The sequence below is a fragment of the Paenibacillus sp. FSL M7-0656 genome (assembly GCF_038003225.1).
In the GTDB taxonomy this organism is placed as follows: Bacteria; Bacillota; Bacilli; order Paenibacillales; family Paenibacillaceae; genus Paenibacillus; species Paenibacillus amylolyticus.
Genome location: NZ_JBBOOT010000001.1, coordinates 3,318,333 through 3,341,629 on the forward strand (window position 1 = coordinate 3,318,333; position 23,297 = coordinate 3,341,629).

23 protein-coding genes are annotated in these 23,297 nt (G+C 43.3%); 4 read left to right on the forward strand and 19 right to left on the reverse strand.

All coding sequences use genetic code 11. From position 1 onward, the window contains the following. Nucleotides 1–74 precede the first annotated feature (74 nt). Entirely contained in the window at nt 75–1,130 is a 1,056-nt protein-coding gene (locus MHI01_RS14620; protein WP_076320012.1) for an ankyrin repeat domain-containing protein, read from the forward strand. Between the two features lie 94 nt (nt 1,131–1,224). Here MHI01_RS14620 and MHI01_RS14625 read toward each other — a convergent pair whose 3' ends face one another. Next, nucleotides 1,225–2,199, reverse strand: a complete 975-nt coding sequence (locus MHI01_RS14625; RefSeq protein ID WP_076320013.1) for a tRNA dihydrouridine synthase — start codon at nt 2,197–2,199, stop codon at nt 1,225–1,227. Between the two features lie 386 nt (nt 2,200–2,585). Between MHI01_RS14625 and MHI01_RS14630 the strand changes: the two genes are divergently transcribed. From MHI01_RS14630 to MHI01_RS14640, 3 genes are all read left to right on the forward strand, one after another. After that, nucleotides 2,586–2,792: a DUF2536 family protein gene (locus MHI01_RS14630; protein ID WP_076215046.1), complete on the forward strand. Its 207-nt coding sequence runs from the start codon at nt 2,586–2,588 to the stop codon at nt 2,790–2,792. A 261-nt stretch (nt 2,793–3,053) separates the two neighbouring features. Continuing rightward, nucleotides 3,054–3,935 (forward strand): GNAT family N-acetyltransferase, encoded by an 882-nt coding sequence (locus MHI01_RS14635; protein ID WP_076320014.1) that lies wholly within the window; start codon nt 3,054–3,056, stop codon nt 3,933–3,935. 382 nt (nt 3,936–4,317) lie between these two features. After that, nucleotides 4,318–5,985, forward strand: coding sequence for a leucine-rich repeat domain-containing protein (locus tag MHI01_RS14640; RefSeq protein WP_340983466.1), 1,668 nt, complete (start codon nt 4,318–4,320; stop codon nt 5,983–5,985). A 188-nt stretch (nt 5,986–6,173) separates the two neighbouring features. On the opposite strand, the gene MHI01_RS14645 is transcribed toward MHI01_RS14640, so the two are convergent. The 18 genes from MHI01_RS14645 to MHI01_RS14725 all read right to left on the reverse strand — a co-directional run bounded on the left by MHI01_RS14645 (nt 6,174) and on the right by MHI01_RS14725 (nt 23,257). After that, nucleotides 6,174–6,398 carry a hypothetical protein gene (locus tag MHI01_RS14645; protein WP_076320016.1) on the reverse strand — a complete coding sequence of 75 codons (225 nt, stop codon included), beginning with the start codon at nt 6,396–6,398 and terminating at the stop codon, nt 6,174–6,176. 135 nt (nt 6,399–6,533) lie between these two features. Then, nucleotides 6,534–7,229 carry a CPCC family cysteine-rich protein gene (locus MHI01_RS14650; protein WP_076320017.1) on the reverse strand — a complete coding sequence of 232 codons (696 nt, stop codon included), beginning with the start codon at nt 7,227–7,229 and terminating at the stop codon, nt 6,534–6,536. Between the two features lie 1,450 nt (nt 7,230–8,679). Then, on the reverse strand, nt 8,680–9,405 hold the full coding sequence (locus tag MHI01_RS14655) for a hypothetical protein (RefSeq protein ID WP_076320019.1): 726 nt from the start codon (nt 9,403–9,405) through the stop codon (nt 8,680–8,682). A gap of 421 nt (nt 9,406–9,826) precedes the next feature. Then, the gene (locus MHI01_RS30980) at nt 9,827–10,051 is read right to left on the reverse strand and encodes a DUF4368 domain-containing protein (protein WP_083669943.1); all 225 of its coding nucleotides are present in this window, start codon (nt 10,049–10,051) and stop codon (nt 9,827–9,829) included. A 15-nt stretch (nt 10,052–10,066) separates the two neighbouring features. Beyond that, nucleotides 10,067–10,231, reverse strand: a complete 165-nt coding sequence (locus MHI01_RS14660) for a hypothetical protein (protein ID WP_164783193.1) — start codon at nt 10,229–10,231, stop codon at nt 10,067–10,069. Nucleotides 10,232–10,550: 319 nt separating this feature from the next. Further along, nucleotides 10,551–10,877 carry a hypothetical protein gene (locus MHI01_RS14665; protein ID WP_076320020.1) on the reverse strand — a complete coding sequence of 109 codons (327 nt, stop codon included), beginning with the start codon at nt 10,875–10,877 and terminating at the stop codon, nt 10,551–10,553. Nucleotides 10,878–11,615: 738 nt separating this feature from the next. Further along, nucleotides 11,616–12,650 (reverse strand): hypothetical protein, encoded by a 1,035-nt coding sequence (locus MHI01_RS14670; RefSeq protein ID WP_076320021.1) that lies wholly within the window; start codon nt 12,648–12,650, stop codon nt 11,616–11,618. A gap of 46 nt (nt 12,651–12,696) precedes the next feature. Next, nucleotides 12,697–13,650, reverse strand: coding sequence for a class I SAM-dependent methyltransferase (locus MHI01_RS14675; RefSeq protein WP_340983468.1), 954 nt, complete (start codon nt 13,648–13,650; stop codon nt 12,697–12,699). 5 nt (nt 13,651–13,655) lie between these two features. Further along, nucleotides 13,656–14,504: an FkbM family methyltransferase gene (locus MHI01_RS14680; protein WP_340983469.1), complete on the reverse strand. Its 849-nt coding sequence runs from the start codon at nt 14,502–14,504 to the stop codon at nt 13,656–13,658. Between the two features lie 40 nt (nt 14,505–14,544). Continuing rightward, entirely contained in the window at nt 14,545–15,357 is an 813-nt protein-coding gene (locus MHI01_RS14685; RefSeq protein ID WP_127546849.1) for an ABC transporter permease, read from the reverse strand. A gap of 4 nt (nt 15,358–15,361) precedes the next feature. Then, complete coding sequence (locus MHI01_RS14690) at nt 15,362–16,171, reverse strand: ABC transporter permease (RefSeq protein ID WP_017690646.1); 810 nt, start codon at nt 16,169–16,171, stop codon at nt 15,362–15,364. Beyond that, entirely contained in the window at nt 16,149–17,153 is a 1,005-nt protein-coding gene (locus MHI01_RS14695) for an ABC transporter ATP-binding protein (RefSeq protein WP_340983470.1), read from the reverse strand. The genes MHI01_RS14690 and MHI01_RS14695 overlap by 23 nt, the downstream gene beginning before the upstream one ends. A gap of 32 nt (nt 17,154–17,185) precedes the next feature. After that, nucleotides 17,186–18,364 (reverse strand): radical SAM/SPASM domain-containing protein, encoded by a 1,179-nt coding sequence (locus MHI01_RS14700; RefSeq protein WP_076320024.1) that lies wholly within the window; start codon nt 18,362–18,364, stop codon nt 17,186–17,188. Nucleotides 18,365–18,407: 43 nt separating this feature from the next. Then, complete coding sequence (locus MHI01_RS14705; RefSeq protein WP_340983471.1) at nt 18,408–19,502, reverse strand: radical SAM protein; 1,095 nt, start codon at nt 19,500–19,502, stop codon at nt 18,408–18,410. Between the two features lie 27 nt (nt 19,503–19,529). Further along, entirely contained in the window at nt 19,530–20,645 is a 1,116-nt protein-coding gene (locus MHI01_RS14710; RefSeq protein WP_340983472.1) for a UDP-glucuronosyltransferase, read from the reverse strand. A 44-nt stretch (nt 20,646–20,689) separates the two neighbouring features. Continuing rightward, nucleotides 20,690–22,048: a hypothetical protein gene (locus tag MHI01_RS14715; protein WP_127546851.1), complete on the reverse strand. Its 1,359-nt coding sequence runs from the start codon at nt 22,046–22,048 to the stop codon at nt 20,690–20,692. Beyond that, a complete protein-coding gene (locus MHI01_RS14720; RefSeq protein WP_036668367.1) occupies nt 22,045–22,296 on the reverse strand; it encodes an acyl carrier protein in 252 nt (83 codons plus the stop codon). The genes MHI01_RS14715 and MHI01_RS14720 overlap by 4 nt, the downstream gene beginning before the upstream one ends. A gap of 13 nt (nt 22,297–22,309) precedes the next feature. Continuing rightward, entirely contained in the window at nt 22,310–23,257 is a 948-nt protein-coding gene (locus MHI01_RS14725) for an NAD-dependent epimerase/dehydratase family protein (RefSeq protein WP_244898284.1), read from the reverse strand. Between the last annotated feature and the right edge of the window lie 40 nt (nt 23,258–23,297).

Consider the following 23,297-nt stretch of genomic DNA (forward strand, 5'->3'; position numbering starts at 1 on the left):
TCTACTTACTATTAAATCGTCATAGCCTACCATTGGAACATACGTTGTTATTCACAAAGGAGAGGAAGAGTGTAATGGCTACGAAGAAAGCAACCTTACCTGCTCATATGGAAAAACTCGTTAAAGATAATGATATCGCTACCGTAAAAGAGGTTTTCGAGCAATGCGAATGGGATGCCCGTGGGGGTTACAGCAAAGGTACAGCCCTCAGCTTTCGGCATATTTCGGATGAATTGGTCCGCTGGCTGGTAGCGCAAGGAGCAGACATTAATGCACGCGACAACTATCAACGCACGCCTTTACATGCCCATGCCTCACACTGGTCAGGAAATGTACCCCTGTTCCTTGAATTAGGTGCGGATCTGGACGCTGTGGATTACCAAAATGAAACACCGTTACATGCAGCGGTCAATGGGTATCGAACCAAAGTGGTTCAAGAGTTGGTAAACCAGGGCGCTACGATTAACGTAGAAAATAAACAGGGAAATACGCCATTAGCTAAGGGGTTAGCCAATTGCAGGAATAGCGATATAGTCAGTCTGGCAGAGATTGCCGCAATTCTGCTGGATGCCGGAGCATCGGTCACCCCCGATATGAAAGAATCGGTGAAGCGGATCGGTAAGGATTTTGAATTCGTCCGTGAGAAGTTCAATAAGGACAAGGTCGATGAAGTTTCAGACGCGCTGATCAAACTGTACCAGTTATTTGATGTCGAGCCGGTAGCGAATCGGATCATGCACGATGGGACTACTCCCATTCAGGTAAAGGCAACCACCTGGACCAAACAGCACCAAGAGCTGTGGGAATATCTCATTCCAGCCCAAGGCCACGCTCAAACGGTGCAGGGAGAGGTCATCCGCATCACAGGACGTGTATCCCATGAAGTATTGGATAATGGCGGTGGAAACTGGGATGCGGAGTATCGCAAGATGCTGGATGCACTGATTCATTACCTTGGCACTGCAGCGCCACTCGCCCCCGCACTGCTCCAAGAGGCAACAGACTTGGTCAGCAGACTTCACAATGGATACGATTTTGATGCGCCTGCCAGATTATCCGAGTTGGCGGTATTATGGGTGCTTGCCAATCCTCAGCCGGTCGCTATGGAGAAACCTGCGTATACGCGTTAAACAGCAAAGCAAAAAAGAAGCGGAAAAGTTACCGCTTCTTTTTTCTATTAAATCTATCTAAATTATACTCCGTATCCATGATTAACGCCTTACTCTACTCCGCCTGTTCATTTCTTTCAAACTCATTGAGCAATTCGCGTACTTTAGAAGTGGTCTTGGCGTTCATCAAGCTGTTTCTCAGCTCACTAGCACCGCGGAAGCCACGAACATAGATTTTGAAAAAACGAGCCAGCGGGCTGAACGAACGCGGTTCAAGCTCGGAATATTGATCATGGAGATCCAAATGTAGCCTTAGCAGATCAAGCAATTCCGTGCTGCTGTGTTCCTTTGGCTCCTTCTCAAAAGCAAACGGATTCTGGAAAATACCACGTCCAATCATAATACCATCCACACCATATTGCTCCACGAGCTTGAGGCCTGTTTCACGGTCAGGAATATCCCCATTAATCGTCAGCAGTGTATTAGGCGCTATCTCATCGCGAAGCTTCTTAATCTCCGGAATCAGTTCCCAGTGAGCGTCTACTTTGCTCATTTCTTCTCTTGTCCGCAAGTGAATGGACAGATTCACGATGTCCTGTTGCAAAATATGGGTTAACCAGTCACGCCATTCGTCTACCTCAGTAAATCCAAGACGCGTTTTTACACTGACCGGCAGCCCCCCGGCTTTCGCCGCCTGAATAATCTCCGCCGCAAGGCCTGGTCGGCAGATCAAGCCGCTTCCTTTTCCATTCTCGGCTACATTCGCTACCGGACAACCCATATTGATATCGATGCCTTTAAAGCCTTCTTTCGCCATACCGATACTCATCTCACGAAAGAATTCCGGTTTATCTCCCCAAATATGAGCCACAATCGGCTGTTCATCCGCTGTAAACGTCAAACGCCCGCGCACACTATGGTGCCCCTCAGGGTGACAATAACTCTCTGTGTTCGCAAATTCGGTAAAAAACACATCCGGTCTGCCCGCCTCACCTACGACATGCCGAAACACAACATCCGTCACATCTTCCATGGGTGCCAGTATAAAAAATGGTCGTGGCAGTTCACGCCAAAAGTTTTCCTTTGTCATCTCAAAAGCTCCTCTATACCTTCCAGGACAGTCTATGTCCTCATTAATAGTTAAAATAGTAAAACTCGTAACTCATGCATCTGCTTGCTATCATTTACATGATCATTCGCAGTTTCGTTACGATTCACATTATGGTGTCCTAGCTTCTTCTTCACTTATACCATGCAAATGAACTTCCTTCAAACAGCAGTATCTGTTATTACTTCCATTAGATCTTCAGATTAATGGAAGTTCGATGATCTCAAAATTGCCCTTTCCCGATTTTATCACGTCTTTATTAGATTTTCAGCCCGATTGCACTTGCCGAACTGGAAAAGCTCCTCTAAAATGAAGCTCGACAGGCTTTTAACCTGCAAATCGAGATTTTAAGGAGGCCTGAATGATATATGGAAATTTCACTGGATATGATCAAAGACAAAGTCGAATGCTTGCAGGCTTATGACTTCCGTGAACTCGAACGAGCGATCGAAGAGCGAATCGGAATGAACAAAGCATTAATGCTGCGCGTGAAGCAAGTTCAACATCAAGTCACGTTTGACCCTTTTCGCAACAAGATGTTATATAGTGCAATCGTGCATTTTAACGTAGATTAATAGACCAAGATTTTTAATAGTGAAAATCAGTTCATTGACGCAATTGTATTTAAGCATATCCTATAAAGCATGCAAAAAAAGAAGACGCGAATTTGCTCGCGTCTCTTTCCATATCAAACTCCACTTTCTCTTGTTAAAACTCCTGCTTAACCAACAACAACTTATAAGCAGAATTTCACCTGTAATCATACTTTACATAGTTAAATACGGGATCGTACCACTTTACAAACAGTCATTTTTGAGGATTAAGGGGGTAATACCATGCAAGAATTAATATTTATGAAGAATTATAAAAACAATGAAGTGCTGCGCAAGAGTTTTTTCGAGCTTGCTGTCAACACGTTTGAGATCAATTTTGAAGATTGGTATCAACAAGGATACTGGGGCGAGCGTTACATTCCTTATTCATATGTCGATGGAGACCAGGTTATTGCCAACGTTTCTGTTAACATCCTTGAGCTCATCATTCACGGTGAGAAGAAAAAAGCGATTCAAATCGGCACGGTGATGACACATCCTGATTATCGGGGGAAAGGACTCTCTACACGTTTAATGAACAAAGTTTTAGAGGAATACGAGAACAAGTACGATTACATGTACCTTTTTGCCAATGAATCTGTGCTTGATTTTTACCCCAAGTTTGGGTTTAAGCCTGTGGAAGAACATCTTTTTTCAATGAATTATACGGCAAAAAAATCACCCGAGCCTGCGAACATCCGAAAACTAAATGTAACTAACGCGGAGGATTTACGTCTTATTCAAAAATTGGCATCGGAAAGATTGCCTGTTTCTCGCCATTTCGCAACCCATCATGCTCAAGGAATACTCATGTTTTATTGCCTGAATGTCTTTAGTGATGATATTTATTACTTGGAAAACGAAAACGTCATTGTTATTTATCAGAAAGAAGACAATCATATTGAGCTCTTCGACGTTGTTAGCTTAAACGAAATGAATATGAAAGATATTTTGGATAAGATTGCAGATGAAGATACGGAGAAAGTAACCTTTCATTTCACTCCAGATGCAACAGATGATATCGTTCTAAAAAGTTCGATCACCAATGAAGGTTTATTTGTAAGAACCCATGGTGAACATCTCTACCCTCTGCACGTTAAACATCCGATTACATCTATTGCTTGATGATTTATTTAATAAGACCTACCACCAGACCATACTTAAAAAAGATCAAAAAGGAGCAGGATTCCCTGCTCCTTCGTTATGTGAAACTTCTTTCTCTCATCAAACGTAAATTCACAAGGTATAATGAAATCAGATGACCGTTCAGCATGATCTTATGACCATCATAATGAAGGAGGGGACATTCGTGGCGTTTATCCCGCTAAACTGCCCCAATTGCAACGGAAGAATTGAATACAAGAAGGATGAGGTTTTAAAGTGTCCCTATTGTGAAACAGAACTTTTATTGAAGCAAAATCATGTCTATTACGTAGACCAGACTATTAATCATTACCATGGAACGCCCCCTAAAGTACCACCGAAGCAGACTGCCTCCGTAAAGGTAATGCTGATACTGATGTTAGTCCTAACTGGCGCGATCGGTACATATTTTTATTATAGCAACAGCTCCACCTATCCAAAAACAGAAGCCAATCTGCCTGTACGAAAGATGCCTGAAAGCGAGGTTCTGCTCTCATTTTTGCGAGATATCTTTGATAAAGGGTCCGCTTTGCCAACAGAGGAGGAATTGGCTCGTATTCGCTATTTAACTGTAGAGCATTCGGAGAATGATCAGTGGAAGTTTACATATAGCCTCTCCGATCCCTTCAGCGATGAACAGGCCGAGAAGATCACTTATATTACTCAGGACAAGAAACTGAATAGCCAGCGGATTGATCAGCGAGATTTTGAAGCTTTTAAGGGACTGACGGCATTGGACCTGACGAATACCTATGAAATATCCCAGACGGACCAAACCACTCTGGCCCATATGCCCGGATTAAAAAGTTATGCTGGCGCTTTTAACGAATCCTTTAGTACATTTTCGGGCTACTTTGGCGACAAGTCTAAAATTACGGAGCTTTCCACTCAGCTTCGCAGCAATCAGGAGTTGGCCCTACTACTGGAATTCCCCAATCTGAACTCTTTATCCATTACCTATGTGGATGAATCTGTAACAGATTTTCACTTGTTAAACCAATTGCCAATCAAGTCCCTGTCGCTCACCTTTGTCGATGAACTCGGATGGTTGTCGTCCATGACCGGGTTATCATCCTTGTCTATACAGTACAGTGAAACCACAGACCTGCAGCCGCTGTATGCCTTGACCCAGCTTCAGGAGCTTCAGTTGTCCTATTTAACGAATGTAAAGTCCATCGACTTTGTGCAAAATATGCCTGCTCTACAAACGTTAGATATTGAAAATGTAAACTTCTCCAGTCTGGAGCGCTTGACCGGCAAAAACTCTATTACCACACTACGCCTGGCTTCTCTAAGTGAGCTTGGCTCGGTAAAGGCCATAAACAGTCTGCCCTCTTTGCGGGAATTAACGTTGTCCGGCTACTACGAGAATGCAGAAGCGCTGACACTGCCTAAAGTAGAGCGAGTGGAAATTCCAAGCTCCTTTCTCCCCGGGCTAAAGGCCCCGGTTACAACCAGTCTGACGCTCCGTGGCGGAAGTGGGGAATTGAACTTGGCTGCGCTGGGGAAATTCCCGAAACTGGAGCAACTCTCGCTCTGGGAGATCGATGAAATAACCCGTCTTGCCGCCCTGGACGGCTTGTCCCGCCTAGAGACTCTGAAAATTTACGACTCGTCACTGTTCAAGGAAAGCGATGCCTTATTTCGTTTGAAGCAGGTGAAATCTTTGGTTTGCTCCGAGTGCAGGCTGAACTTTGAACAAAAGGCGGCCGCGAAGAACAGCGTACTTGAACATTTGACCTTAAACCAGTCATATTTTAGCATGAACAATACCTCTGTTACTGAAATTGATCAAATGATGCCTTACTTTGCCAACATGTCCGCTCTACGTTCCTTCACCATGCAGGATAGCAATTTGGATTCTTTAGAATTCATGAGTAACTGGCCGGCCATAGAGGAACTTCATCTCGAGAACAATGCCATTTCCAATATCGAGACCCTAAGCCAGCTGCCTAATCTGCAAAAGGTATATCTATCCGGTAATTCCGTGCAAAACAAGTCCGTGCTTGGTGCGGGTGTGCACGTATATTAGCCAGTATACAGATCAATGGAGATTCTTAAACTCCTGTGATTAATGAACTTAAGAGAGGCGAAAGTCTCTCTTTTAGTTTTTCACCTAATGAATCTCAATGATTAGTCATTACATGATACGAAAAGCCGACTGCACTGAATTTCAGGGCAATCGGCTTGTGATCTAACTTGTCATGTTTCTGTTGAAATTCATTTATAGTTCAGTCCACTTTGCGTATATGATACGTGTAAGGTTTCGTTTATAGCCAATTGCTCGAAATCATAAGGAACGATCCAACCGTAGATGATATTTCCGGGATTGGATGGAAGTTCAGATGCGTCAGATGCATGAGCCACATCGCCCTCTACTTTATCAGGCGTGATTTGATCGTTGTAATCCAAAGTCAGCTTATACGTATTGCGCTTGTAGTACACCCTTAGAACCGTCGTTCGGCAATATTGCAAATTAGAAATGATCTAACAAAAATGTTTTTCCAAGCATCGACATAGCACGATAGCAGACCCAACAAAAAAATAGGGATTCGTCACCCCTCTCTACTATTCAAGTTACTACCCACAAAACATATTTATATCATTCAATGCTGAATCAGCATGCCCTCTAACAAATGAACTTTCATCTTTTAATGCATCATGGATAAGTGGAAGAATCAATTCCTTATTAACTGCTCCATGTATTCTTGCTATATGACCAAAGCAAAGAATTGCTATTCCTCTTATATTTTCATTTTTATGCTGAGTGTATCGAACCATCAGTTCTTGTACAAACTCTCCATCATCCGCATTTAATGCAAGGGATAGCAAGCCTTTTACGATTGTATCAGGGTTATCGGAATTGATTAGGTTTATAATCTCTTGATTCTTCTCTATGTTGTTGCTGTAATGTTCTACTCTTTCGTGAACAATATCATCTAGTTCCTTTTCGAAGGAGTCGATTTCCAGCCATATTTGTTGGGCAGATTCATTATTTGCGGTTCTAAGTTTTTCAAATGCATTAACTAATCTTTTCTTTGTTTGTACTTCTTTATCCGTTTGTTTTGAGATTGTTCGTCTATCTCTATACATGGTGTAGTGTTTTTTGAAGTTCTCACGAGCCTCAGTAAGTGAATAGTCTTGATTGGGTCCGCCCCAAACTTCATCTGCATGCGGATCATCTTCCCAATTACATAAACAACAAATTTCCCAACCCTGTCTTTCCTCCAGTGTGGGATAGCCACAACAGGGACAATTAAAGCTTAATACATTCAATATTCTTTTGTGTGTTCTCTACACTAAAATCACATCTTCCTGAAGTTTGGAAAGTAAATACTGCTCAATTTTTAATATGAATCGCCTATCACCGTAATTACCCATATAAAATAGAACCCTTCCGTCGTGTTGAAAGGGTTCTGAAACCGTAACATTTAGTTTAATCTTTTCTCACTAACATGGCTACACTCCCCACATGTGCGTGTGGACACTTAAAACAAGTTACAGGATTAGCATTTGCTCAATCAGGGGCAACTGACAGCAACTGTCCTTATTTTCTCACCGGTAATATCAGTTCACTGCTGAACAATTTTGCTGATGTCTCGATAAAACTAATGTGAGACATATCACCAATACCAGAAACTAGGGGTTCATAAACGCCTAAAAACTAACATATTATGTATAAAAATACCTACTGATACAGTGAGCCGGCCACTAACTAACATTTGAACACCTTTATCCTTCTGAACCGCTCAAAAATTCATTATACAGAATAGTCTGCATTTCCTAAGAATATTGTAACTCCCTTATAGCTCAACATTGGCCGGGTAGATCTACACTTGCCCCATCAATTTCACTTCCTCTTAGCTGGTCTCCATTTGAAACCACAGTTCATACAGCCGTTAACAATTTCACTTCTCCCAACGAACCCGACTAATATACTTACTGGTAGCGCTAGAAACAAGGAGATTGCTCCTAATCCCATGAATAATATCATAAAGCTTTCTAAAGCATAGCTCACTCTATACAAATTGATAAGGTAGTTCGATACAATAGTCAGTATGCCAAAAAGAATCATAATACTAAGAGTTGTGAACAAGTTTGCGAAGCTGTAACCTCTTTTATTGGCTACCACTTGTTGTGACTTGCACTTACGACAAATAACTGCATTTACGCTCTTTGTACTGCTTGCTTGGGGACTAGTCGTCCTAGATTGACCGCTAACAGCCCTGTTAGTTTGTACGGATGATCTATTAGGCTGATTGTATGTAGTTCTATTATCACGTTGCACTTCGTTTGATTCCCTCCTCAATGAATGTTTGTAGGCATGTAGAACTATTCGACAAAACCTTCCAAAACCCTTTATCTTTCGAGCGTACTTTTTAAATCCATAGAACGGCCATAGATAGAAATGAGTTGGTGACGATGAACATTCAAAGAGAATTTATAATACATCCAAACTTGGGAACATTCTACAATCAGTAATACGCATAGGTAGCGATTGAAAGCCTACTTGAAACAAAAAAAGACACGGAAGAAAAACTCCGTGCCTTTAGAAAACAAATATCTTATTTTACCGAACTTGACGACATCCACGATGAACAAGTCTTGAAGCAGGTACTTCAAAGACTGATTCAAAAAATTGAAGGTAATAAAGTTCAATTAAAGCCATGCATTACAACATTTCCCGTCCTCAGTGACTAGTGGTTTATACTATTCCAATAAAACTCTATTTAATATAATTCTCAAAAGAAATCTGATATTCAGAGTATTTTGAAGGATTGCTTTTTTCGAATATTTTCAGAATAGCGGGTTCCCGGAAATCAATAGCATCTACGGAAAAATAGATAGTCTTCATATCTCCTTTCACATTATTATCAATCTTATATGCTTCAATTACTGTTCCGTCCTGTATCAATTCGGTAGCTAGCATACTAGCCGTTCCTCTCAGCACATAAGCAGTAAATGAAATAGAATCATCGTTGATCAAGCTCATAACTTCATCAATAGATGCCGTCTTATCGTACTGTATATATTGATTATATGAATGTGCTGTCACCAATCTGTACGGTGTGTTGATAAAAACATCCATGTATTCAAACGTACTATCCTTGCTGGTCGAGGATAATAAGGGTAATTCAAAACTCTCACGAAACTCCTTATTAGTTTTTTTTCCGTAATTGATCGCCTCAATGATTTTATCATCTGTTAAATAATAGATATATCCGGTATCATCTGATTTTGTTTCGAGTTTCTTGTCAACCATTCCGTTTGCTGCATTTGATCCATATGTATTCTCTTCTTCTATGACATGTTCACTTGCTGATAATTCTAGTGAATCTGAGTTACTACTTGCACTTCCCTTTTCAACCAAATCATATTTAGTTAATACATACAGCGCAACACTTACTCCTAAAGAAACAAATAATACAAAGAATAGAATTTTAGCCTTCATTAAATGTACGCCACCCTCTAGTTTAGCTTATCGTCAAAATGTACAATGCAATTACCCTACCATATTAATTTTTCGCAACAGTCGGAGCGAATTGGTGAATTTCGATTTTCTATATAGCCCCCCCCCTTCAACTAATTGGATTTGAGTATATAATACCATTATCAGGTAAAAATTTGTAATTATATTATCGAATTATGTCAAAAAGTAGCGTGTTCCCCCTTGCTCAAATAAAATTCCACGAGTTACGTTGTCATTAAAACATTTTTCATACGACTCTGACCATTCGATAATTAGTTGGTATACTCGACACATTCTTAGAGGAGCTCTTACAGAACACAATAAAAAGCCCAGATTAGGCTAGGCTTTCAAGACAAAGGTTGTTATATTTCATTTATTTTTTTGAGCAGTCGGTCACTGTAATTCAAGCCGTAAGGAGGGCGGTGGCAGTAAACTTATAATGAATGTTTACAGAGCCGTCTGCCTGTAATTCAATCTTATCAATAAACCTATGTACCATCTCAGGAGTCAGTTCTTCCAACTTCATAAACCGCTTGAGTTCTTTCTTCAGTCGAACGACACTTTCCCCTGTACTATTATTTCCTTGTAGAGACTGGAAGCCTTTTAACTTGTCTTGTAGGCTGAACAGTTCAGCATTGCCACTCTATGTTGCTTCCTTATATTCGATCTCATTAATCGTACCGCTTGCCAACAGTCTGATTAACCCTGTCTTTTGTTCCTTCAGCTTTTCAATGCACCTTTGTAACGAATGTATTTGCTTCTCTGCCTTCTTTCTTGCTTGTAAGGTCTTTACCTCTAACCGTCCCATGACTTCCGCCACCCATTCACTATAAGATGTATTGGCGTTACATTCCATACTGTAAGTTGTCTTGTTGTTCTATAATTCGGTCAATCTCAGCATCAATCAAAAGCATAAGCAGATTAATAAATGACTCGTTCCCATTGAAAGTTCGTTCAACATTGATTATTATCATCTCCCTTACTCTCATTGGTCGCTCCATGTAAAGGAAAAGGTGCCAGAGGGTTTTATTCTTTTACTACTATAATAAAAAAGACATTCCCCTTTGCTAAAGGTGAATGCCCTTTGATACTTATAATGCTGTCTATGTAGTTAGTTCGTAACGGCATTAACCGTTGGCTTTTTTCTTAACTACTTCTCTATGCCCCCCATAACTCATAAGTGTAAAGATAATTCCTACCACGGCAAAGAGAATATGACCAGAATCAATACCCAACCCTGAAATGAAAGCAATCAAGGATGAAAAGATTAGGAACACCATCGCTGTTCTAGGCATTGTAAATGTAAAGGGGAAAGCTAAAGTTTGAAAGACCAATATTATCTTAGCAATAACATTAAGGACTTCACCATCATAAGAAACTACGTTCGCTGTTAGTGCCATAAACCACATAAAAACAAGATATAATGCAAGTAATAACCCTGTTGCTATTCTCATTTAACAAATCCCTTCCTTACAGCTACAATTAGGATAATAATACCAAAAAAATTATAACATATATAATAACATTTGAGATTATTGTTGATTGCGAATCGCGTTATAAAATCAAAATAACTGGTAAATCACATACATCACAAAAGTTAAGAAACTTGACAGAGCAATCAAAGACAACCGAATTATCGCTGTTCTTTAGTTGGTATGTTGCTTTTAATTGAACTTTAATAATCCATCTATATCATTATCTTTTTCCTGATCTCTAAATTTCCAACCACTTCTAATTATAATCTTTTCTACAAACGTAATTGATTCATATTCATATATATGTTTTTTATTCACTCCCCATTTAGTAAAGATGTTGTTTTCTCACCTCTTATTGTGGCAGTTAATAACTCCAAATTATAGCATATAAAATATTATTTACATCTTAATCTAACCAGTACTCAAAACTAAATTTCTGCTTGAAAAATTTAACTAACCAAACCAAACAAAAAGGGCCCTCGCCCCTCTTATTATTTCCGCCAATACATCTCAACTATTAGTCTTTCCTGACCAACAGTGAGTAACACTCCGCATGACTAGTGTGCTGTAACAAAATCAAAACAAAAAAAACGGCATCTCAGCCGTTTGTGTTTAAAGTGTTGATGCAGACAGCGGCGGCGGTTTTCATACGATGAAAAGACACATGCACAATATGCCTGTTGATGCGGCTCATTTCTAGCAATATTAGATGTGATTTTACCTGAAAGCCTTTAACATTAAAAATAATTGATTATGAAAATGTACTTCATTCGTATATATTTTTGTAAATAAACCAATGCACTTGTCTATGATTTCCCCAGTGAACTTTTGGGACATGATGGCTTTATTCGAATAGATCCTTACTGTCTTCCAGTCATGAATAATTTGGTCCAATAACGGGTCAAGCGTATGTTTTGCATTGATATGATCAATGTTGTACTTATAGAGAGTATTTAACCTGTATTTCTCAGAACATTTTCTATAAATAGTACTGCTCAGTGTTTCTATAATCGTTTCATTTTTTATAATGAGCTCGTAATTTTCTGCCAACAACAGTATATTATTCAAACTTTCCGTTATTTCATTTTGATACCTGCACATATTTTCTACGAATGTATTGATGGTTGTGTGTGCTAAATTCTTATTGTTCAAGATTTCATGATTACCGGGGGGCACTAGCGCATATTCCCAAAAGTAGTCTGGCATCTTTACGTGTTCCGAAGTCATACATGACCATTTAAATTCTGAAAATGGCAGAGAATATTGTCTGTATTCTGTAATATCATCAACCGTATATATTTCCTCGTTCTTAAGATTGAAGCCATAGACAAAAACAGGGTGCAGTCCATGTTTTTTGTTATAGTAAAAGTCTCTCCCGCGTTGATAAAATAAATCAATAAATATGGAAATGGGATGACCACTTGAAATAGAGTTTATGATCTCATCTTGTAACGTATCTAGTTTAGGGGATTTTTTACGAATAGAGATCCCCATTTCCTCAAGGATCTGATCTCCCTCCTCAAGATCCAACACCTCTAACTTGAAATATCCTCTTGTTTGTATTTTTTGTTTATCAAATCTATAAATACTAATAACATTATTCAAAATCGGCAACTCATCTTTTTTAAAATATCTGGCAAGCGTTAACAACAAATTGTAGCCGCAATTAAAATAAGGAAAATTATGATGAGGATACATTTTTGTCATGCCGTCGAAGGGCTGAAAGGTGTCCAGGGAAATAATTTCTTCCATAAAATATTTCTCCTATACTAAAATTATTGTTGATATTACGGCTATATTACCTCTTAACAAGGTTCATCATACGGTATTGCCGCGTTCCAGCCTTCATCTCTTCATATTTCTTCGAGCCGGGCAATGCGATGAATTCATTGATATCTCCAATATTCGTGCTCGCTTTGGCGTTGCTCGCAATCCCTTGTGTGCCAGTACGCTGCTTCACACTCTCATCACATGATAGAAGAACATTCGAAGTCACATCCTGATTGCGGATTACAGACAGGCCTGCTTCCTCTAACAGCCTGATGTTCTGCGCTACCTGATCTCCCAGCATCAGCTCCGTATACAGAAATACGCCGCCAACTCTCATTATCCGGTACACTTCTTCATAGAATCGTGATCGGTTCGGATAGGCATGTGCGGATTCTATATTTAACACCACATCGAAGCTCTCGTCTGCAAACGGTATATTCTCCGCATCGCCGACGAGATACAAAGATTCACCCCCTCGGGATTTGGCATTGCAATAGGCAATATTCGCCGGGCAGATGTCGAGACCGACAATAGACAGCGGCTTGAAATATTTAGACAGAGCTGCTATGTTCCCTCCCCTGCCGCATCCGATGTCGATCACCTGCCGCTCCCGAATCACCGTCCTGCCCACTGTCTCAAGCAGCAGCTTGACCGAGTTTCTATTCCATGCATCGTCGGGCTCGATCACCGCATATTGCTCATTCCCGTGCGGGACGTAACCATAATTTAAGAAGGTGGCGAATCGGCCTATACCGGACAGCGCAAGGGAGTGCGAAATCTCGCTATAATCTCGAATTTCAGCCTCTTTCCGGTTCCATTCGGAAGGGTGAACAAACTGCTCACGCCGATCGAGCATCGATACATAACGGTCATCGTTCGTATATACCGCATCGCAGCTACAGCATTGTAGCAATGCCTCCGACTGGACCAGCACGCCCTTGCAGCTGGAGCATACCAACCTTGCAGGTAGATGTTGTAGCATGACTATCACCCAGCCGACGTATGCATTTGATTCAACGCGTACACATTATAGTAATTTGGGATATTCAAATCTTCGTAGTAATCGATCACGGCATAGAAACCGTTGGTTTGAAAGATGTTCTCGAGCCTGCTGATCTGCTCTCCGTCCAGTCCGTGTACCTCCATTACAATTTGCCTGATTTTGCCCCAATCTTCCGGTTCGATTCCTTCCAGCACCTCGAACTCACTTTTTTCCACGTCGATTTTGAGAAGATCAATTTGGTTCAGATCATAAAAACGGATCATTTCGGAGATCGTAGTTAGCTTGCAACGATAGAGTTGTTCGTTCAGAAGCTTCGGCGACATAAGATGATCGACAAAGCGGTTTAGCATTCGCCGGTCAGCGAAATTATCTTCGTAATGGTTGATTAACCCGTATCGGAGATCTTGATCGTGGTTCTCCCTGTATTTGATCTGGACAGAGTCCGTGGACATCGTAGGAAAATAGGCAAACTCCGCTTCCTTGATCTCATTGGAAAGCCCGACGTTAACCGTCGTTACGCGAGGCAGCGAGCTCGTATTCATCTTCAAGAGTTTAAACGTCGGAGGCAGTGGCTCAAAGGCATACACCCTGCAGTCGCTCTTGCTGCTGACATATAGGCTAAACATGCCGATATTAGCCCCGACGTCCAGGACCGTGCCATGATCCGGAAGCGTAATACCGTGCTTGAAATACATCTCCTTGTGGAAAATCTCGTTGTAGAGAAACTCGGTCTCTCCTTCGTTGTTTTGATAGATTTCAATCCCGTTGTGCAGCCGTTTCTTTGTAATGGCGTCTGTCTGCAATGGATGACGCTCATGCTCCGTCTTGCTCATTCAATTCACCTTCTCAACAATTTGTTTGTAGGGCATTTCTCTAACTGCTGGCGCTTTCATAGCGTTTGACGGCCAGCTTCCAGAACAGCCTGACCACTAGAAGCGATATAACGGGAGCTACAAAAATCCATATCCCAAGGAACAAGTCCAATCGATCAATCAAATAAACCGACGGCATGTTGGTGATGAACAAGATCGGCACAACATACAGCCCAATTCTCCGCAGCCATTTGGGGTATATGTACATCGGCATATTGTTTAAATCCCAACATTTGTCGAGTATTTCGAAGATCGAACCGGATTTCACCGTCCAGAAGGCAAGGATTTGCGGAAGTAGAAGTACCGAATAGGTCACGATTGTGCTACTCAAGATCACGCCGATATATCCGGCCACGTGGATCAAGCTTGGCTCGATGTCAAGACGCTGCCAAGCCAGTACGATCATCGTGATCCCGGCGATCAGGTTCGGGATCGGAAACGCGAAGTTAACGTGCCGGAATGAAATCATGAACTGCAGCGAAAGCGGCTTCGTCATATACAAGTCCAGCGTCCCGTTGCGGATATGGCCGGCGAATCTATAAAAGTTATCCATAAACAGTCCTGTATAGATTGCGATCATAATCGTATAGGTCCCCGTGAAGATCAACATCTGGTCAGGAGAAATGCCATTGATTTCGATCCCGAGCTGGAAAACGAACAAGATATAGATCAGCTTGGAAAACAGAAATACGGTCTCCATGATCAAACCGGAGTAGAAATTCGCTTTGTATTCCATGTAACCGACCAAGCTGTTCTTTGCGAAAATAAAGAACATACGTACATGCTTCCGAAACTCCGTCAAGCTGATACTCACAGATCTAACCTCCAACGGCTACATATTTCCTCATCCCGGAATCCCACGACAACTTCGAAATCATCATAAGCACAATTACCCAGACCGCTTGTAAGAGGAGTCCGCGCACGATTTCATGAATCGCCATGCTCCCATTGATGATGTTAACCGGGAAGAATACGACATATTGAAACGGTAAATAGCTGGAGATTCTGGCAAACGTATCTCCGAAAATATTAAGCGGAAAGATGGCACCACTTAGCAGATAGACGCCTTGATTGAACGCGATATAAACGCCCCAAACCTCGGTAATGATGAACGCGAGAGCACTAATCGAATAAAAAAGCAGGAAGTTGATGAGCAGTCCGAACAGAATGCTGACCAGGAACATAACGATCTGCACCCCTCTAAGCTGAAACCCCCAAATCTGAGTAAAAACGATCATCAGTATGACGAATAAGACAAGGACGACCCCGATCTGAACCGTTTTCCCACCGAAAAAATTGCATATCCGATAGCTGAAATAATGAATGGGCTGAGCGATAAATTTGCTCAGTCCACCCGTCTTGATATCATTCGCGATTTCCCCTTCGAAGCCGGCAGAAACCAGCTTGGAGACGACGCCGGACAACACGGAATAAATGATGATCTGTGAATAAGTATAGCCATTAATAATCTCTTGCGGCGAACTGCGAAACACAGCCGTCCAGAGGAAGCATTGGACGAGAATGATGAAGCCGCCGCTGATGATACTCATAAAGAAATCGGTCCGATACTCCATCGCATTCTGAAGCGCAAGGATGTACGTCCTTTTATACTTCTGTAAGGCTTTCATGTCTGACCCCATCTTTCTGATACAAGCTTTCGATGCCTCGCTCGACAGGTATATCTTCAACTGTGAAATCAAGGATCGGGAACCGGTCCAGCATCATCTTGGAAAGCCGCTGGAGGTCATGCTTATCGATCTCCATGACGGCATTCATACCGTCATGTTGCATGATAGCGCCATACTCGCTTAGCGCTTGCCTCGGCACTTCGTCCGTAAATTGCAGTTTGATGATCTTTTTTGCATGAAACAGCTCGTTCACACGCCGAAGATCGCCGTCGTATACGATCTTCCCTTGATTGATGATGATTGTTCGTTTGCATAAATCCTCAATATCCGCCATGTAGTGGCTTGTCAGAATAACCGTTGCTTTCGTCTGCTGGTTATAACACTTCAGGAACTCCCGAATGCGCTTCTGCGAAATCAGATCGAGTCCGATTGTAGGCTCATCCAGAAAAATTACCTTAGGCCGGTGGATGAGCGACGCAATTAGCTCCATCTTCATCCGTTCCCCCAGCGAAAGCCTACGTACCTGAATATTGAGCAGATCTTTAACATCAAGCATCTCCGTAAGCTCATCCAGGACAAGGTTGTAGGGCTTATCCTCGACCTCATAAATGCATTTGTTCAGGTACAACGATTCGTTCGCCGGTAAATCCCACCACAACTGCGATTTCTGCCCCATCACGATCGAGAACTGCATCTTGAATTCTTTTTTTCGCTCCCAAGGGACATAGCCTAATACCGTCGCTTGCCCGCTTGTCGGATACAAGATGCCGGACAGCATCTTAAGCGTAGTTGTTTTGCCGGAACCGTTCGGGCCTAAGAACCCGACCATCTCGCCTTGCTCGATTACAAGTGATATCTCGCTAACCGCTTCTTTGATCAGTGATTTCCGCTTCACTAAATTTTTTAGCGATTTTTTGAACCCCAATTCTTTTTCGTAGTAATTGAAGCTTTTGGATAAGCGTTCCACTTGGATAATACTCACTGGTTCACCTCATTTATGCTCATGTAGAATAGTTAAACACCGTGCAAATGCAAGACACTGCACTTGGAACATGCCGGTGTCAGTCGTTCATCCATCATTTCCCTTATCCTTCTGTAGGTCATGCCGTGCCATAATTCCTGTACGGACGCTTCATTTAATTTGCCGATCTCGAACTCTTTGAAAAATTTGCACGCAACAATCGTTCCATCGGGCGTAATATCCATCCGGTTCGAGAGAGCCAGGCACTTCTTGTTCATCGTGCCTTTACTCTTCACCTCTTTGCCGAGCACGAAATCTTCGATCTGGTCATAATCCAGATTCGGCTGGTAGCGTAAACGCATTTTCCAGACCCGATTATTCACCCGGTCCAACTCGCTCATCAAAGCAGGGATACGCTCCGGATCGAGCTTGTAGTTAAAGGCGTGCCAGCTTCGTTCGCCCTTGTGCTCGCTCGCCGCAAGGAAGTCGAACTTCTGGTCAAAGTAATCGTCCATTCCCTGCGTGCACTCGTCCGAGATGTACCACGGGAAACAGACCATGACCATATCTACACCGACGCCCTCCAGAAAGTCCAACAGATCGTACAGCTTGTCGGTCATAGCATCGTTAACGACGGTATGGATCGTAATTTTGCCCTTGAATCGGTTTTCCTTGCGCAGCTCGACTAGCATCCGAATAGCATCTATCGCCTTGTTGAATACCCCTTTGCCGCGAAGCGCATCATTCTCTTCTTCGAATCCATCAAGTGCAATGAGCAGCTCCAGGTTGTCGGAGATTCTCAGCAAGGCGTCCAGCTTTCGCTCGATCAGCATCGCGTTCGTGCAGATCGTCGTCTCGCGAGGATGGGCTTCAAGCAAATCGGCCAAACGGTCGAAATGGCTGTATACGAGCGGCTCGCCGCCCCAGATATAGAGTCTCGACTTGGCTGGTTCCGTCTCGAGGATCAGCTTCTCCAGCAGCCCGTAGTCGAGCTGTTCCCGCTGCTGCTCCGGTGTCATAAAGTGATGATAGCCGGTGTCGTTCCATTGATAGCAATGCTTGCAGCGCAAGTTGCATTGGTTCGTCAGTTTAATCCCGACCGACTCTGGCAACGGTGTCGCGTAACCCGCTATTTTCTCCATGTTCCGCTTGGTTTCCACCGTATTCTTGATAGTACGTTTCAATATTTGCAAATCCTTTGGGGAACGTTTAATCTCTGATTTCGGATTCATATCAACACCACCCTTCTTAAACCTATTAGGTCATTCACATGAATCAATAGATATAATACCTTGAACAAGCCGTACAAATCGGAAGCATATTTTTTTTCATATACGCGCGATAATCTTTGTACTTGTCACTACTCCAGATATCCAGCAAACTCTCTTCGTTCACGTTGCCAAAGGTCAGATCATAGAAGGCATGGCAGGGAGAAACGTCGCCCCTTGCCGTAATCTCCGCATAAACCCATGGAAGGGAGCACCGATTCCGTTTATCAGCCATCTGATGGAATTGCCCCGAGAAATAGTTGCTCAAATTTTGTTCATCTATCGTCTTCGGATAGGTGATCACATGGATGCTGTTTTTCAAGCAATACGCTTTAACATTATTGAGCTTTCTCGTCAATTCCGGAATATCGATCTGGCTGAACGAACTGGTGTCACGCCACACCATCCCCTTGGCATAAGGAGCTTCATGAACGTCGAATTTGTCACTAAGAACCTTCACATATTGGGCATACTGCTCTTCCGTTGCATAGAGTTGCACTTCCATGCTGATATGGTCCAACATTGACAAGTCGATATGCTTAAAGAAAAATTCCTCAACGTACATATAGTTCAAGGGCGTAATGATAAAGGATACACCCATTTTCGGAAATTGCTTGCCCTTGCTTTCCCGAAGCTCATAAAGCTTCTCGATCCCCTTGATTACTTTCTTGAATACGCCTTTGCCTCTCTGCTTATCGTTTATTTCCTCAGGGCCGTCGAGCGACATCCAGATCTTATTTGGAGCAGTCTCGACAAGCATCTCGGCATGCTGCTCAAGCAATGTGCCGTTCGTGGGGAAGTCCGCTTTACTTCCATAGTGATTGATCATGGCGAGAATGTCGCTCAGCCAAGGGTACATCAGCGGCTCGCCGCCGAAGAAATCGTAATACGGCTTGCCCGGGCTGCACTCGACGATGATCTTTTTAATGAGATCCGGATCCAGATGCGCTAACGTTTTTTTGCTTTTGTAGGGACCTTCGAGTCCCCACTCATAGCACATCTTGCATCGTAAATTACACTCCTCCAACAGCTGCATGACGATCCATCTCGGATAGCTTGTCTTTGTCTTATCTTGGGCGACACTCAATTTGTTTACGCTCATCGCATAACCCCTTCTGCCATTGAAATCTTACCCCTTCGTTAACGCGACTCTCGCACAATAATGATCCACATAATTCGTCCGTTCTCCGGGTCTGTTCATGATCGCTTGATGCATCTCCCTAAGGACCTCTACGGAAAAATCCATCTCCCGCCACTTCTCGTAGCGTATTCCGAACCCCAGTGATTCCCACAATTCCAAATTGCTAAGCTCGTGACTTCCGAACGGCTCCAGCAGAATAAGAGGGGTTTCGGATGCAAGCGAGTCGATTAATGTGCCCGCTCCCGGCTTGGCCACGATAGCCATCGCCTCCGAAGCGATATCGAATAACCAATGATGATCAACCTCAGCGGCGTATGACTTCGTGTCTTCTCCCGTTATTTCGATGTATGGCGGAAACTCGTGCAGGCCGTTCGCACTCTTCACCCATGCACACCATTCCGGATCATTCATCCAATATCGGTGATCGGGATCGGGCTTCGCTTCCTTCCAATCGTAAGCTACGATATCAAGCCCATAGTTATGGGAGGCAAGCTCTGGAATTGTACTTTGATAAGTGCCCATCCCCCAGCCGCCGCCATGAACAACAAGCCGCCGCTTCCTTGAGTCGAAGGGCAGTGCCGTACGATGAAGAACCGGGATTTCGTATCGAATTTCCATCTTGTCGGTGTCATAGAGACAAGCATTGTAATAATACTCGTCATAGCTAGGATGAAACTTCTTCAAGCTCTTCCAAGACGGGGCCAGATCTGAATCGACGTAGAGCAGGTCTACATGAATTTGATTCGGCAGCATCTTCTCCCTATACAAATCCAGAATATAGATCCAGTGTCCGGATAACGATATGAATTCGTACCGCTCTTCCGCTTTCCACGCCTCCAGCAATAGCTCGACCTGGGCATAATCAATGCTGCCCCGGATATCCATCGGCATTCGGGCCGATAAATTGGCAAGTGCGAAATTATTGTGGTAAGCCTTTCTGCTGTCTACAATATGATCCATCTTGTCTTGCTCCAAATAGCTTTCGAACACGAGCACTTCCGTCGCGATATCCCTTTTCTCGAAATCACTTGCAGCTAACAGGCCGGGAATATAGAAACCCAGACCGAAACCCGAGCATAGAATCGTCACTTTCCGCTCACCCATAAAATTTCTTCCTCCATTCATGGCTTCAAGCGCTTCGGACTGCATCAGCGGGCGATCTTGAAGGATAACGACGACAGCACCTCATTAACCTTAGTGGTCAATCGTTCGTTATCCCATTCCCCTTCGATCAACGAATAATATAATCTGCCTTTCACCTGCTTATTCCGGATCCCCTTGCACTCGCTGACGACTTTGTTAATAAAGAGCGTATTCGCGCTTAAAGGTAAAATACCGAATCCTCGATCAGGCTTATATAGAACACCCTCGCGGTCCAGCGATTCAAGCAATTGATCGAATGATACATCGCATGCAAACTGTAAAGTCGCATGTGTCATGCTCCCGGCCGTGTCGTGCTTCTTCAGGTAGCGGTCAACGTAATGCTTGATCAGACTCATCGATCTTCTTGCATTCACCTCAACAATCGGAACGATGCGGCCGTCTGTCAACAGCATAGAATCGACGCATACGTCGCCGTGATAACCCGACCGATAAAGCTCGCGAGCCGCCCGTTTCATTACATCAAAATACTTCGCTTCCTGCAGCATATGAAGCAACCTATCGTCTGCTGTATAGGAGCCTTGGTAAGCGAAATTGTGATTGACCAACTGCTGCACTGAGATATGTCGGTAAGTGCCGTCCGGATCGATGTGGAATTGGCAAGAAAAATCCAATTCCTTGCGGAGGAACGGCTCAATAATAAACCGAACCGTTTTTCCCTTGCTGCACTGATCGGCGACATAGGATGTGACTCGCCGCAAAATCGCTTCCGACTCGATCAGCAAATTGCCTTTCCCCGATACCCCAAACTCATCTTTGATCAGGAAGGGTCCTTGATTCAGCAAAGTCAAGCCGCTTGCCAGCAGCTTTTCGGGAGAATAGACCGTCTGGCTGTCACACCGAAGATCAAGGCGACGGTTCAATTCGGTTGAATACAGCTTCGAATTGACAGTCTGAACCGTTTCGATAGCTGGAAAATCCTGTTCCAGCCCGTAACGCGTTGCAGTACGATCCGCCCCCGGAATGACGGCAAAGGGCGACAACCGGGCGCCGTCCAGCAAGTAGAGATCCATGTCACCCATTCGATCGGCTGATGTGAGCAGGTCGAATATATTGGCGGTTCTGCCTACGCTTCCTACATCAGGACTCTCGAGATCGGTTGAATTGGAAAGAAATTTAAATCCGATCTCATGCAAATACTCTTTATGGCAAACGTTCATTCGATAGCGAGTAATGAGCTTATCCTGCGCCTCGCAAAATGGGAAGAGCAGCTCATCCATGGCCATCACGATATTCTCCATTTCAGGATCGTGAAACGACGGCAGTTTGGCTAGATTAGGGTCGCGCCAGAAGCGTTCCGCGTCAAATGTCCCGATAATGAGCTCGAACTTGCGTCTATCGTTCATACAGGCGCTGTTTTCTGCAGCTCCGAGATATAATTGCAGAAGGTCGTGACCGACTCCATAAGATTGAAGTCGAATTGTTCAAAATCGATTTCAATACCGAAACGCTCTTCCACCTGTAGTACAAAAGTAATTAGCTGTAAAGAGTCCAATCCCCCGTCTTCCATGATGTTCGAATGCTCGTTCAAACTGTTTGCCAGTTGGGCGTCTTCCTTGATTTCGCATATCATCGCTATGATCTGTTCTTGCATAGGTACCTCCCGTTTAATGGATATATTGACCCTGGTAATAATGGATCGTTCTAGCGAGTGCATCATGCAAACTGATCGCCGGTTCCCAGTCCATAATCGTCCTTGAAATGGTAATATCCGGCTTCCTTCTCCTTGGATCGTCTTCCGGCAGCGGGAGAAACTCTAACTGCGCGTTGGACTTCATTAGCTCCTTCAATATTTGGGCGACTTCAAGTATGGTGACTTCCTCCGGATTCCCCAAATTGACTGGCTGTTCATACGTGGTGCTCAGCAGTCTCACAATCCCTTCCAGCAAATCGTCGATATACTGAAAGCTTCTCGTCTGTCTGCCGTCGCCATAAATCGTAAGGTTTTGCTTGGACATGATTTCATTAATGAAATTGGTAATGACGCGTCCGTCATTTAAATCCATCTTCGGGCCGAATGTATTGAAGATCCGAATGACCCTTACCGGTATACCGTATTTCCTGTTCATCCAGTAGGTGATCGCCTCTGCATACCGCTTCGCTTCGTTGTAGCAGCTTCTTGCTCCAACCGAATTCACGTTGCCATAGTAGGTCTCCGGCTGAGGGTGAACAGTTGGGTTACCGTAGATCTCGCTTGTTGAAGCCAAGAAGAAAGCAGCCTGCTTTTCTTTGGCCAGATACAGCAGATGCATCGTCCCTTCGCTGTTGACCCTCATCGTTTCGATCGGATAGGACAAATATTTAGGCGGACTGGCAGGACTTGCAAAATGCATCACCCAATCGACAGGGCCTTCAATTGCGAGCGGATAAATGACGTCATGCTCGATAAACTTGAAATTGGGCGACCGTAAGAGATTGTCTATATTGACAGTAGACCCGGTCAGAAAATTATCGACGCCGATAACGGTATGGCCTTCCCGCAGCAGCCTCTCGGCAAGGTTGGAACCGATGAAGCCTGCGACTCCTGTTAATACAATGAATATTATGATCCCCACCCTTACTTAAGGTTTGTGAAGCCACTATTAATTCAATCGA

Bases quoted from the DNA above. Each gene is read 5' to 3' on its own strand.
- MHI01_RS14700 (WP_076320024.1), bottom strand. From the start codon at position 18,364: ATGAATCCGAAATCAGAGATTAAACGTTCCCCAAAGGATTTGCAAATA.
- MHI01_RS14630 (WP_076215046.1), top strand. From the start codon at position 2,586: ATGGAAATTTCACTGGATATGATCAAAGACAAAGTCGAATGCTTGCAG.
- MHI01_RS14710 (WP_340983472.1), bottom strand. From the start codon at position 20,645: ATGGGTGAGCGGAAAGTGACGATTCTATGCTCGGGTTTCGGTCTGGGT.
- MHI01_RS14720 (WP_036668367.1), bottom strand. From the start codon at position 22,296: ATGCAAGAACAGATCATAGCGATGATATGCGAAATCAAGGAAGACGCC.
- MHI01_RS14715 (WP_127546851.1), bottom strand. From the start codon at position 22,048: ATGAACGATAGACGCAAGTTCGAGCTCATTATCGGGACATTTGACGCG.
- MHI01_RS14635 (WP_076320014.1), top strand. From the start codon at position 3,054: ATGCAAGAATTAATATTTATGAAGAATTATAAAAACAATGAAGTGCTG.
- MHI01_RS14625 (WP_076320013.1), bottom strand. From the start codon at position 2,199: ATGACAAAGGAAAACTTTTGGCGTGAACTGCCACGACCATTTTTTATA.
- MHI01_RS14680 (WP_340983469.1), bottom strand. From the start codon at position 14,504: ATGAGCAAGACGGAGCATGAGCGTCATCCATTGCAGACAGACGCCATT.
- MHI01_RS14705 (WP_340983471.1), bottom strand. From the start codon at position 19,502: ATGAGCGTAAACAAATTGAGTGTCGCCCAAGATAAGACAAAGACAAGC.
- MHI01_RS14675 (WP_340983468.1), bottom strand. From the start codon at position 13,650: ATGCTACAACATCTACCTGCAAGGTTGGTATGCTCCAGCTGCAAGGGC.
- MHI01_RS14665 (WP_076320020.1), bottom strand. From the start codon at position 10,877: ATGAGAATAGCAACAGGGTTATTACTTGCATTATATCTTGTTTTTATG.
- MHI01_RS14690 (WP_017690646.1), bottom strand. From the start codon at position 16,171: ATGAAAGCCTTACAGAAGTATAAAAGGACGTACATCCTTGCGCTTCAG.
- MHI01_RS14640 (WP_340983466.1), top strand. From the start codon at position 4,318: ATGCTGATACTGATGTTAGTCCTAACTGGCGCGATCGGTACATATTTT.
- MHI01_RS14660 (WP_164783193.1), bottom strand. From the start codon at position 10,231: ATGGGACGGTTAGAGGTAAAGACCTTACAAGCAAGAAAGAAGGCAGAG.
- MHI01_RS14670 (WP_076320021.1), bottom strand. From the start codon at position 12,650: ATGGAAGAAATTATTTCCCTGGACACCTTTCAGCCCTTCGACGGCATG.
- MHI01_RS14655 (WP_076320019.1), bottom strand. From the start codon at position 9,405: ATGAAGGCTAAAATTCTATTCTTTGTATTATTTGTTTCTTTAGGAGTA.
- MHI01_RS14620 (WP_076320012.1), top strand. From the start codon at position 75: ATGGCTACGAAGAAAGCAACCTTACCTGCTCATATGGAAAAACTCGTT.